The sequence below is a fragment of the Pseudomonas paraversuta genome, assembly GCF_904063065.1.
GTDB lineage: Bacteria > Pseudomonadota > Gammaproteobacteria > Pseudomonadales > Pseudomonadaceae > Aquipseudomonas > Aquipseudomonas paraversuta.
Genome location: NZ_CAJFCL010000005.1, coordinates 207,150 through 219,815, shown reverse-complemented (window position 1 = coordinate 219,815; position 12,666 = coordinate 207,150). Strand labels below are relative to the sequence as shown.

The 12,666-nt window shown below is 48.1% G+C and carries 10 protein-coding genes and 1 tRNA gene; 6 read left to right on the top strand and 5 right to left on the bottom strand.

Annotated elements, in window-relative coordinates; translation table 11 throughout:
* Nucleotides 1-5 precede the first annotated feature (5 nt).
* Nucleotides 6-2,639 (bottom strand): Z1 domain-containing protein, encoded by a 2,634-nt coding sequence (locus JQ845_RS12390; RefSeq protein ID WP_203009044.1) that lies wholly within the window; start codon nt 2,637-2,639, stop codon nt 6-8.
* An 802-nt stretch (nt 2,640-3,441) separates the two neighbouring features.
* Here JQ845_RS12390 and dcm point away from each other — a divergent pair.
* From dcm to JQ845_RS12370, 4 genes are all read left to right on the top strand, one after another.
* Complete coding sequence (dcm, locus tag JQ845_RS12385) at nt 3,442-4,845, top strand: DNA (cytosine-5-)-methyltransferase (RefSeq protein WP_203009043.1); 1,404 nt, start codon at nt 3,442-3,444, stop codon at nt 4,843-4,845.
* Between the two features lie 62 nt (nt 4,846-4,907).
* The gene (locus JQ845_RS12380) at nt 4,908-5,411 is read left to right on the top strand and encodes a very short patch repair endonuclease (protein ID WP_203009042.1); all 504 of its coding nucleotides are present in this window, start codon (nt 4,908-4,910) and stop codon (nt 5,409-5,411) included.
* A complete protein-coding gene (locus JQ845_RS12375) occupies nt 5,372-6,640 on the top strand; it encodes a type II restriction endonuclease (RefSeq protein ID WP_203009041.1) in 1,269 nt (422 codons plus the stop codon). Before JQ845_RS12380 ends, JQ845_RS12375 begins: the two co-directional genes overlap by 40 nt.
* A 21-nt stretch (nt 6,641-6,661) precedes the next feature.
* The gene (locus tag JQ845_RS12370) at nt 6,662-7,597 is read left to right on the top strand and encodes a hypothetical protein (protein ID WP_203009040.1); all 936 of its coding nucleotides are present in this window, start codon (nt 6,662-6,664) and stop codon (nt 7,595-7,597) included.
* A 129-nt stretch (nt 7,598-7,726) separates the two neighbouring features.
* Here the strand turns inward: JQ845_RS12370 and JQ845_RS12365 are convergent, their stop codons facing one another.
* A complete protein-coding gene (locus tag JQ845_RS12365) occupies nt 7,727-8,329 on the bottom strand; it encodes a hypothetical protein (RefSeq protein WP_203009039.1) in 603 nt (200 codons plus the stop codon).
* 217 nt (nt 8,330-8,546) lie between these two features.
* Between JQ845_RS12365 and JQ845_RS12360 the strand changes: the two genes are divergently transcribed.
* On the top strand, nt 8,547-9,374 hold the full coding sequence (locus JQ845_RS12360; protein WP_203009038.1) for a tyrosine-type recombinase/integrase: 828 nt from the start codon (nt 8,547-8,549) through the stop codon (nt 9,372-9,374).
* 110 nt (nt 9,375-9,484) lie between these two features.
* On the opposite strand, the gene JQ845_RS12355 is transcribed toward JQ845_RS12360, so the two are convergent.
* From JQ845_RS12355 to JQ845_RS12345, 3 genes are all read right to left on the bottom strand, one after another.
* Entirely contained in the window at nt 9,485-10,057 is a 573-nt protein-coding gene (locus JQ845_RS12355) for a hypothetical protein (RefSeq protein WP_203009037.1), read from the bottom strand.
* Nucleotides 10,058-10,067: 10 nt separating this feature from the next.
* Entirely contained in the window at nt 10,068-11,369 is a 1,302-nt protein-coding gene (locus JQ845_RS12350) for a hypothetical protein (protein WP_203009036.1), read from the bottom strand.
* Nucleotides 11,370-11,698: 329 nt separating this feature from the next.
* Nucleotides 11,699-11,786: transfer RNA gene (locus JQ845_RS12345), tRNA-Ser, on the bottom strand.
* Between the two features lie 123 nt (nt 11,787-11,909).
* Between JQ845_RS12345 and JQ845_RS12340 the strand changes: the two genes are divergently transcribed.
* Nucleotides 11,910-12,581 (top strand): Bax inhibitor-1/YccA family protein, encoded by a 672-nt coding sequence (locus tag JQ845_RS12340; RefSeq protein ID WP_003442061.1) that lies wholly within the window; start codon nt 11,910-11,912, stop codon nt 12,579-12,581.
* Nucleotides 12,582-12,666 lie beyond the last annotated feature (85 nt).

Genomic DNA, 12,666 nt, shown 5'->3' with positions numbered 1-12,666 from the left:
TACCCTCACCTGACACCTGCAGCTTCGACTTGGGAAGTCTCTTCCATCGAGATGTTCTCGATATCCTCTGCAGAAAGAGAATTCAATTCGACAGATACGTAGCTGCCACTTTCAGTAACCAAGCCTGGAAAAACTATTCCGTACGCCAGCACATCGTGATCAGCATTCAAAGCTTTGCGCAGAGTTGAACCTGTATTCGCAGGCGATGAATCCTTGTCGATAACGTAGAGCAGCAAGAGAGGCACCGCGCCGAGCGCGTCACTTCGGAGCTGCTTCAGTTGATCCCAGCCTCCGTCGCCCGGGGGGATGTCCAAACAGTCAAAAAGAATATCCTGCTTTGACATTAAGGCTTTGATGTCAGCATCACCGGTGGCGTCAAGCCTGGAACGTTTGACTATGCCAACTTTTCCTGCACTGCCAAGCGCCTCAATCGACTCGTCCCCTGCCTTGGGCTCAACGATGACCAGGTTCCAGCTTGACAACCTTGGGTCTGGGCCAGCAATGAAGGGCAACAGCATCTGGCGGTTCAGATCAGCATGTGTCGCATGCGGCTCATACGTCTCCAGAAAACGCTGAATCGACGATTTCGGCACTTCACGCCATACTTTTCTGTTAACCGCCGCAGCGTCCTCATCTCGAAGCTGAAGCGCGTCTGCGCGGCTGATAAGCTCAGCAGCTGCGCCCCAATTATTGCGAAGTTGAGCAATATTCTGATGTTCGAAGCGGAAGGTTTGCCGATGAGTTCCCCAGTAGCTTACAGCGCACCGGCGAGCGGCCCGCATCTTGTTGGCTGCAGTGATGGCCATACCAGGAATAGAACGAATGCGTACAGCTATCTGCATCGGCGTCAACTCGCAGAGTCTGTACTGCTTAATGTCATCGCGGATCTCTTGCTCGATAGAAGCCAGTTCGCGAAACCTGAGTTTCAGAGGCTCTGGCATCCAAATCCGTGGGAGATCTTCGTAACCAGGCCTGAAACCGAACCAGCGCCCCATTTGTAAAAGCGTGTCGTATTGGTCCGCAGTACGGAGAAAAAAGCTAACGGTCAAGCCCTCAAGAGTAAGGCCCCGGGCAAGGATTGATCCGCCCACAACAATGTACGTTTTTGGGCCTTTGGTGTAATCAATCCTGTCCTCGCTACCACCGTTCTCTATTGGAAACTCCAGAGCTCTGAGCACAGCAGGCATATAGTCGAAAATTTGCTCGATTCCGACAGGATTGGCATTGGTTATATCGGCAGGAAGCCGGCCTTGCTCCTCGACCCAGAGTGCTTCGACTAATTGTCCGATCGGGCTGCCTCTGTCAACGAGGCCCTTGCGGTGTACATCCACCCACCCCTCAACCAAGGCTGATACCCGCTCGTGAGATATTACATAGGCAGAAGTGTGAATAAGCATCGTCATATGCTTTTTCGAGTGCCCTCTGGAATGCCGAGCTGCGCAACAGGCTAGAAAGTACAGAATGGCTTTTTTGAGACTATCGGTCATCGAGGGCTGAAAACTGTCTCTCTCGCGCATGCTACGCGGTTGAAGCAACGCCACTTCATTTGCGGGTACCTCCCGGATCATATCGAGACCCTCTTCCTCGGGAAGCACATTCGCAGGATCTACCGGCGGCTTGCCAAAAAGTCTCTCAGTACCAAAGTATGGTGCAGGAAGAGGCAGTGCGGTGATGAAGTCGCGGGGGTAAAGATCGTCTAGCTGTTGGCCCTCTTGCTTATATGGATCTATGAGAACATTCGCGAACGGAGTTGCGGTATAACCCACATACGTAACAGCAGGAAGCAGGGACAAGATTTCCCGAATTCGCTCGTTGATGACTGTCGTATCCATTTCATTCCGGGCCGCGTTAACGCTGGCCTGGTCACACTCGTCATCAATCACCAGAACCCGAAGTTTCTTGAGTACGGCGGGCATTGTCCGCTCTATTGCAAGTTTCAGCTCACCAAGTGGTGATACGTTCTTTTTGATTACCGCCAATTGCGCCTTGTCGGTATGGGACAGAAAACCACCCTGTGGCGGAGCTCGAAAATCCCCATCAAGCTTGTTCGGCGTCAGAACCTGCCAGTTGAGAAGATTGCGGGAAACCAGATCATCGAAAAACCTCAACTGCGTCTGATATCTGAGCGTGTTGGTCAGCCCCGCGAGCACAATCACTGTGTTGTAGCCAGCATCAAGAGCTTTCGCTATCGTAGCTGTCATGTTCGCGGTTTTTCCAGACTGCACGTAACCCAGAACTAGGCCACGACAAGAGAACTGATGCTGCTTGGGACTCTCCAGCAGAGAGACAACTTCATTGGATGCTTCATTTATGAGTTCAACGTCATCCTTGTGCCAACCCACGCCATTGAGGAGATAGCCGCGTACTGCCGGCCAGTGGAGATCTGAAGGCTTTGACCCGAAGTACCATTGCGGACGTTTTCGAATTACGGAGTATCGATGAAGGATCTCGACTTGCTCGAACTGAAGGGCTACCAACCTCTTCGCCTCCTCAATTTCGGCTTGAAGACTCTTCGCCAGACCTGGACTTAAGGTGTCCAGCTCCTCGCGTACGGACTCCACAGCTGCGTCCAAGCTTGAAAATCTAGACATCGCTTGAGAAATTCGCTCATACAATTTGTCAACTTGCGGTCCCGGCATGATGGCTCCATGATATTACGTTCGACATTATCGGAATGTACAATGCGCTTGCGGGCGGCGCAATCAGACTCTCAAGGAGCTGACAGCACCCAAGAGACTCTCTGTTGCATCAGATTAGGGCTTGGGTATCTAAAGCAGATTGACTCGCAGCAGGCTGATCGTAGACAGCCTTTGCCCCGGCAATCCGACTATCTCACACCGTTAGGTATCTTGGCCGACCTGAATGTTCGCTCTTCGACTGCTGGTTCGATACAAGAAATCGCGACACCTTGCCGGAGGGTGAGTTACCGCACCAGTGTTCTCCCGCCGGCTGGATACACTCGGTGGGCTTCACTTCGGCTCAACAGAGCGTGAACCATTATTTGATGTGTCGCTATAACTGGGTAAGGGCCCACCAAATCCAGCGAGCATAAGGCCACTCCTGCACAGCCAGATGAAGGCTGTTTTAGAAAGCCAGGTGATACCTAGCTTTCTCGTATCGGCACGCAGGGTGTTACAGCAGCCCTCCCACTCGAGGAGGCTCTGATCAATCCCGCACATAGTCTCGCGAACACACTGGACCCGGCCACGGTCATCGAACAGCTGAAGCAACCGTTTGAAAATGCGCTCCAAAAAAGTGAACGCCTTCTCTTGCGCACTGGTTGGATATACAGCACGCTATCACACCCTACATCTTGGTCATGTATTGCCCGCTGCAGTGACTGATTTGGTCATGAAGGGAAGATATTATTTTACATCACAAGCTACAGGGCTAGAATGGTGACATTACGTCACAGATTTTACCCAGAGGAAAACAGGACTCATGAACCATTTTGATAGCGCAGCTCCTGAGTCTGCCCAACTGGGACTTCCGATCACTCAAACGTACCTCGCAGAAGATCTCGAGCTGATAAACAAGCTACTCGAGATCTACGACCAGGGGCAGCTTGCCTCGAAGCTTAATGAGGTAGGCTCCCTTCACTGCCGGGAGACGGTAAACCGCTGGGTTAAAGGCAAGGCAACCCCTCGTCTTACCTACGCAGAGCACATGCATCTGAAGTCCCTGCTTCCACCCAAGCCTACAAAAAAGACCTCTTTCACCTTTATCGACCTGTTTGCAGGAATCGGTGGTATCCGGAAGGGGTTTGAAGCCATCGGAGGTGAGTGCGTATTCACATCCGAGTGGAACCCCTTCGCCGTCCGCACCTACAAGGCAAACCACTACTGCGACCCGGAGCGTCACCGCTTCAATCAGGACATCCGCACAGTTACATTGTCCGACAAGCTCGAAGTTAGCGAAGAACAGGCCTACCAGAATATCGATCGTGAAATTCCTGATCATGACGTCCTGTTAGCCGGCTTCCCGTGCCAACCGTTCTCCTTGGCAGGTGTTTCCAAGAAAAACTCTTTGGGCCGCAAGCATGGATTCGAGTGCGAAACTCAGGGCACCCTGTTTTTTGACGTCGCCAGGATCATCAAAGCCAAGCGCCCGGCAGCCTTCCTGCTGGAGAACGTCAAGAACCTGAAAAGCCACGACAAGGGCAATACTTTCCGCATCATTTGCGAAGCACTGGATGAGCTCGGTTATGAAGTCGCAGACGTCAACGCGCCAAAGGGTTCAGATCCAAAGGTGATCGACGCCAAGAACTTCGTGCCGCAGCATCGGGAACGTATCGTACTGGTAGGCTTCCGCCGCGACCTGGGTATCCATGACGGCTTCACATTGCGTGATATCGACAAGCTGATACCCAAACAGCGGCCAACCTTTGGCGACATTCTGGAGCCGAAGGAGGAAGTGGACAGCAAGTACATCCTCACGCCGAAGCTTTGGGATTACCTTTACAGATATGCCGAGAAACACCGTCAGAAAGGCAACGGCTTCGGGTTTGGTTTGACAGGGCCTAACGATGTCGCCCGCACCCTTTCGGCCAGATACCACAAAGACGGTTCAGAGATTTTGGTTGACCGCGGCTTCTCAGAGAAGCTTGATTTCAATAGCGAGCTCAATCAGCTGAATCGCCCCCGCAGACTTACGCCTCACGAATGCTCCCGCTTGATGGGCTTTGATAAGCCGGGCGAAAGCAAATTCGTGATTCCGGTTTCGGACACGCAAGCGTATCGTCAGTTCGGTAACTCAGTTGCAGTTCCTGTATTCGAAGCAGTAGCGCGACTGATGAAGGACCGGATTTTGGCGGCGAAAGCCATAACCGCAACCCCTAAACAGTAAGCGCCCCCCGACGTTCTCCACGCCAGCGTCGGGGCCATCAGAGCCCCGATGCGGAGGACGCCGTGATTGATGTTGTCGATGTAAAAACCCGCTCCCGGATGATGTCTAACATACGGAGCAAAAACACCTCACCCGAACTCTTGATCCGCAAAGCCCTGCATGCAAGAGGCTTTCGTTTTCGTGTGCACGCTAAAAATCTCCCGGGAACGCCAGATCTGGTGCTGCCAAAGTATAAAGCTGCAGTCTTCATTCACGGCTGCTTTTGGCACGGCCACCGTTGCCGCTATTTCAAAGTACCCCAAACCTGCCAGGATTTCTGGTTGGAAAAGATCGGCAAGAACCAGGTTCGAGATGAACAGCAGATTGCTGCTTTAAGGACTCTCAACTGGCGGGTGCTAACCATTTGGGAATGCGCTGTACGGTCCATGAAAAAACAAAGAACGCCATTGTTGATTGACCAAATTGTTTACTGGCTGCTAAAAGGTTCAGAGTTAGCCCAGATAGACGAAACCCATTTGGATTCAGCATGTTCTCAGACCGTATCAGTGACTACTTCGAAGGTGTAGGGGCAAAATATTTGAGCGCCGTAGACGCTGATTCTGAACGATCTAATCAGCATGAGATTGGCGGACTCCCTGCAGCCGGATTTAAACAGTATTTGGGTACTCCGTCTAAAGATCAGGAGTACCGGTTCAAAACAAAGCAAATTTACATTACTGACGAATCAGTTGCGCCAGAGACCGTAGAGGCTGAAGTTACGTGGTATGACTGTCGTCGAAAGCAGCCTCAACGCAGTCCTGAATACAGGCTCTATTACAATACAAATGCCGTCACTGAATTGCTTGCCGAAGGCGACTTTCTTCTAGTCGCTAAATTGCGCGACGATTCGCTGCTGATGGTTTTCACACCAGCCGGAAGTACCATAGAACGACAGCTCCGTGTTCTCTTTGCACTGGACAATGTCGACGAGCGATTTAAAGCAGGCAGCGTTGAGACTCTACGCTTGTTTCTCCCGCTGAGGCTGATGCTCGAAGACCTCGGTATCGAGACGGGTCATTCAGAGACAGGTGACGGTGCGTGGCTTGAACGCCTTATAGAACTGTTTGGAGGCGAAAAATTCCCGACGACGACCTTATTCTCTAAATTTGCCCGTGAATCCATTGAGCAAAAAGTAGACCCACGTGCAGATCCGGATCAGGCCATCCTTAACTGGATGGATCACGAGGAAAAACTGTTCAGGATTTACGAGCGCCACCTGGTTCAGGACAGGCTCCGCCAGGGCTTTGGACATGATGGTGCTGATGTTGACGGTTTTATCAGCTTTTCGCTGAGCGTACAAAATCGCAGAAAGTCTCGTGTGGGCCATGCTTTTGAAATCTATCTCAAGGAGATATTCACAATACATGGTTTGCGTTTTGAACAAGGTGGCGGCAAGGGACTCACTACAGAAAACAATTCCAAACCGGATTTCATATTCCCAGATTTTGAATCATACCGAAATCCAGAATCCCCTGTAAAACACTTACTTATGCTAGGTGCTAAAACCACTTGTAAAGACCGGTGGAGGCAAGTCCTCAGCGAAGCAAACAAAATACCTACAAAGCATCTTGTAACTTTAGAGGCTGCTATCAGTGAACACCAAACCACAGAAATGCAATTTCAAAATTTACAGTTAGTAGTCCCGTCGGCCATTCACTCAACCTATACAGAAACGCAATCAGAATGGTTGTTCACCCTGCACAACTTTATAGAATACGCAAAAAAAACACAAAGCAACGACCATAAACCCCTTTAACAGAAAGAACTTAAATCCCCAATGAACCCCAAAGCAGATTATATAAAAATCATAACAACATCGATTAACTGCCACTCTGCACACGGGCTAATTGATCAAGAAACAATATATAATTTATTTCCATCCCGAACGCCAGCAACGACTAAAAAAAAGATAAAAGAAGCAATGGCTCAAAATCACAATCTCATCGGCAGAGTTGCGGGAATCTATCCAGACACCAATACAATCATACATATCACAGAAACCAAACTTGGAATACCTATTAAAGGGTCTGACTTGATGAAGGCCAACTTAATAGCGAAGGAGATTATTGACAATCTAACCTCCTCTTTCCTCAAAGACTTCAGTGAAAAGTGCTTAGGTAGTGACTACAACTACAAAACAGGTAAAATTAAAACTTCATTTACAACACTCAACAACAAACTACTTAAGCCATACCAAGAATACCTCACTAAAATCGACAATGCCCTCGTATCTATTGCAGGAACACTTAATCAATCATTAATAGTTCATGCCCTCAGAAACTCTGGACTTTCCGACACTTCAAAACCCTCTAACCCTAGAAGTTTTTGCGAAACCGGTACGGGATCGAAAGGTGATATTCAGATCTATCATACAGGCCCCGGTAAAAGCGGGAGTGTAATTCTTTATATCGAAGCAAAAAGTTATGCAGCTCGGGAGCGTTTACTTAGGGGGCTTACGGATATGAAAACTCCAAAAGTAGGAGTAGGTTTTTTTAATGACGCATCCGAATTTAGCGCCAAACGAGTTGAACAGTTCGCGACCACTGCACAAACGCAGGCAGTCTACATGCCAAGACAGACGTACAACAACTTGACTCAAGAGGCAATTGCAGTCCATTACCCTAGTACCGGGCGAATATGCAGAATATTGGAAATCGAATTCATCAGCGATATGGAAGCATTTAAACAAAAAGGAATAATACCCCAGCGCTAACCCACAAGCTATCAATCTAACAGGTCGCGGCAGAGCAGCTACCGTGACCACTCAACATAATATAATCATGCGACAAATTAAATAACCCCCTACTAAAGAAACAACGCTCTAGCAATACAACCTTTAAGCTCAATCATAAAAAATACTAGGCAAATGCTTTTGCTGTCTACCTAACAGCGCCTCGCCCCTTATCATCTTTATGAAAGCCCACAAGAATCTCAGAGCAAAAAAACCAAAAAATAATAAAAACACCAATTTCACGACACCTAGATCTGGCAAAAAGGTTAACTGCCCCACAAACAAATACGGAGCAACTGCTAGAGAACCGAAAACGACATACAAAACACTATAACTGACCTTAACAAAAAGCCTATACCCACTATTTTTATATCTAGATTTAAATACTATCTTTTGAACAACCTCATCAAACTCGACATAAACCCTAGCCAAAATATAATCCTTTATACATTTATCAGGCGCAACCAGCGACACAAGATAAATCAGATCAGACACTTTTATTGAAGACGTTCCAGCTATCGCATAGTAACCTCTTTCTACTGCAAGATGATGCAGCTTTTTATTCTCGACTATATCAACCAAAAATTCTTTCGCAAAACGATACTCCTCCTTTAATTTTGACTTACTATTCAGCGGCAATTGATAGACGGCGACAGCCACTGTGACTAACGCAACAACCATAGAAACAATACTAGATAAAAATGACAACTCCAAAAAACCTCCTTATACAAAAACAAATACTCAATTGCAAAAGATGACCCTAGCACTCTAACACCATAAATTACCCTCGATTTTAGGGTTAATCAATAAGACGATGCGATGACGGTAAGGGTACCCCACTCGACCGCTAGGGCTCGTCAGGCCAGAACTCGCCTTGCATACAGAGCTCAATCTCACCCTGAAGTAGTAGGGCTAAGAGCAAGTCAACCTGATGATTAAAATCACTGCCAATATGGCCGGTGATTCCTCACCCAAACTGTTAACAGTTATGCCAGTTTTGAAGTCGATTAGCGCGATAAGATCTTGCTCATCGACGACTGCAGCGCCAGGCAGAGCTTCGCGCACAAAACAAACAAGGGGCAGTCCAGTTCGGGCCAACCGCGAGATCGCCACTCTGTCTCATGTATTCAACATGGCCAGAGAGTGGGGCATCACCACAAAAGATAATCCATGCCAGGGCGTGCGCAAGAACCGCGAAAAGCCGCGCGACTACTACGCCAACGATGTGGTGTGGGCCGCTGTGTACAGCAAAGCGCCCCAGGAGCTCAAAGACGCTATGGATCTGGCGTATCTGACAGGCCAGCGCCCTGCTGACGTGCTGATGATGCGTAAAGACGATGTAGAGGGTGGGTATTTGCTGGTCCAGCAGAACAAGACCGGAAAGCGCCTCAGAATTCGCGTGAACTCTGACGGGGAAGCTAACAGCCTTGGCAAGTTGCTCCACCAGATTGCCGAGCGCAACTCCAAACTAGTTACAAGCTACTTGATTGTAAGTAAAACAGGCCGGCGTATGACCGCGACTATGTTGCGTAAGCGTTGGGATGAGGCACGGAAATCGGCGCGATTAAAAGCCACAAACGATGGCGATGTAGCACTTGCCAAGCGTATTGCTGAATTCCAGTTTAGAGATATCAGACCAAAGGCAGCTTCGGAAATTGAGGACATTGCTGAAGCTAGCATATTGCTGGGGCATACGAAGGGAGATATAACTGAAAGGGTTTATCGAAGAATTGGTGCGATTGCACAGCCATCTAAGTAATACACACCAAACCGAACCCGCTCACAGCCAGAGCTGCACTCACAAAAGGTATAACCCTCAATGTCATTTAAATCTTTTCCCGAGAAGATTTACGACCCATAGGGAAAAAGTCACTTCACAACTGCATCAACACGATAAAAGTTATCACGAGGAAATATCGAAACATTGAAACCATTTTTCGTTGGGTATTTTACCCAAATATTATCGACAGTCTTATATACAAGGCAGCCAGTCTGTTTGTTTTTGCCTTCATTACTGTAAACCGTCACCACCAAACATTTACTTTTCGCACCTATCTCCTCCCCGCTTTTCATCGCAGAATTAAATGCAAAATTTGAAAACCATACAAAAAAAACCATAAGTAAAAGCCCTTTGAATTGAGAGCATTTACCCAATATATCCTCTGCATATTTATCTGCTTTTTTTCGAACAAACAAAGAAGCGCACAGTGACAGAACCAAATAAAAACCAACCAACAAAAAAACCGGGAGAAGATACTCAGTGAATATCGCAACCAATTGTCGACCGCCCTCAAAGAATATTTGATCAATGGTCAGATCAATCAAAGAAGGCTCAACATTTATCCGCCGAAAATAACTATTATAATACCCTTTACCTGTAGCGTAGGTGATGGCAGTAAACAAAAATGTCCCACCTAAAAATTCTAACAATCCATTCCTCATCAGCTACCTCCTACTCCAGGTTCAATTTAAACTGTACTGCCTGAGCGCTAACGCTCTCAGGAGCGCTAGGAGGACTAACGCGCCCCCCGCCAGCTTTGCTCTTTACAGCAGGTTTTTTCGGAGGTAGCGCACCAACCGCGTTGCCTGGAGCCATTCGAAGATTGCTTGCAACTTTAGCAACACCTTTGTTTTTCATTATCGTCTGAAAATCTTGCAACATCTCATCGCTCTCTAAGGCTCCAACAACAACAGCACTTCGCTCCTTAGACATATCATCTTGCTGAAAAGACGAGATCAGATTCGCCGCTCTCACTTTTAAGTTTTGCGTGTCAGCTTCACAACCTGACAGTCCAATCGACATCAAAAGCATTAGCATAGCAGCATATCGCTCTGAACTAACACCAGCCAGACATCTTATTTTATGATGCAAATATCCAGGCGACATCACCTCAGCCTGAGACATCAACCTCTCTTCAAAGTCAGAATCATAACAATCACTACTCAGCAAATCGGAGAGTGCAACATCTGGATTCAACCCTGTAAAAATGGCATCTGCAACCAACTGAGCACAAACAATTGAGTCAAGTACCACACACATACTTCGGGTGCCTATTGGCCCCTGCCGATTAATTCTGTTAGAGAAATACACCATACCATCTCTAACAAAAATAGGATAAGCCAGCGTATACACCTTATCCCAATGCTCATCAAGACTGGATACTGTATTTCTAGCAAGAAGCGGCTTTCGTAAAGATAAGCTTACTAGGTCTCTTGGAATGGGATCTCCCCACGAGACATTCCTCCTAAGCTTATATTCAAGAAGCTCTATCTTGGGTTCCTTCCTATCTCGGTAAATACGATTTACTAAAACAGTTTCATCAACATACACATCAGACACACAGTACCCAATAGCTATGTGAGTCGAATTAATAGTTACAATCAAATCGCCGATTTTGAAATCGTTTATAAATTTGCTAACTTGAGATTCACGATTTGCCGCAGACATTTTATTTTCTGGATCTTCATGCCCATCTTCATCCCAATGCTCACCACTTATTGAATCTTCATCACGACGCCAAGCAACAACATGTTCGGCAGCTAGCGTCACCATCAGCTTCGCTTCAGCATACAAAAAGTCACTAATAGCCTCAGGCGCAGGAATTTCCTTACTAGCGCTAAGTCCTATTAATTTATCGATGTGGCTAATAGCAACTACGTCATGTTTAAGAAAATTTTGAAAATGTTTCCCCCCAGACGCCCTTACCAACCAAATCCTTTGTTCTTCTTGGTAACTTACGACGTCTGGAAGCACAATCTAATTTCCTGTGATTAAAGTTTTCTTTTTTTGGTGGCAAAGCGACATCATAAGGTACAGCCTAGTGATACCCCCTAGCAAATTGATTTGGATACCCCCCTCTAAGGGTGGCTCTACTACCCTCAGGCGCGCACGCCTGACGAAGACGAACAGCTACCAAGGAAAAAGTACATGCGAGCAATCTGAAGCAAAAAAGGGCGGGGTTATGGAACACATGCTAAAAAGTTTTGGAACTCCTCACCCAAAACCGCCCTTCAGCAGTCGCCTTCCCCAACCCCCAGAAACGACAAAGCCCGCCAAAAGGCGGGCTCTGCGGTGTAGCAATATGGCGGAGGCGATGGGATTCGAACTCATGGACCTGTTACAGTCGACGGTTTTCAAGACCGTTGCCTTAAACCACTCGGCCACACCTCCTAACGTTGTTGCGGGCGCCATAATACCTGAATGAAACACGTTGTCAAACTCTCTTGATCCCTTGTTTCAGAGCCTCTGCTATGATCTTTGCAACTTAACATTTCCGGACACAGGAGTATCGCCATGCGCGAACAGGATTACCCAGTTAATAGCAACGTGCAGGCCGAACAGCTAGAGGTTAGCCGTGTCCTGCGCAACACTTACGGTTTACTGGCCCTGACACTGGCTTTCAGCGGTGTAATGGCCTACGTATCTCAGCAGATGCGTGTCGGTTACCCAAACATTTTCGTGGTCCTGATCGGCTTTTACGGCCTGTTTTTCTTGACCAACAAGCTGCGTGACTCGGCATGGGGCCTCGTGTCTGCTTTTGCCCTGACCGGCTTTATGGGCTTCCTGCTGGGCCCGATTCTCAACCGCTACCTGGGCATGCAGGGCGGCGCTGAGGTCGTTAGCTCCGCATTCGCCATGACGGCTCTGGTTTTCGGCGGTCTGTCGGCCTATGTGCTGATTACTCGCAAGGACATGAGCTTCCTGGGTGGTTTCATCACTGCAGGCTTCTTTGTTCTGCTGGGCGCAACGCTGGCGAGCTTCTTCTTCCAGATCAGCGGCCTGCAACTGGCTATCAGCGCCGGTTTCGTGCTGTTTTCTTCGGTCTGCATTCTGTTCCAGACCAGCGCCATCATTCAGGGCGGCGAGCGTAACTACATCATGGCGACCATTAGCCTGTATGTATCGATCTACAACCTGTTCATCAGCCTGCTGCAAATCTTCGGCATCATGAGCCGCGACGACTGATTGACGACCGCTGTACAAAAGCCCGCTTCGGCGGGCTTTTTATTGCCTGTAGCAAGCATCTTTAGGCGTCTGGCTTTATCATTGC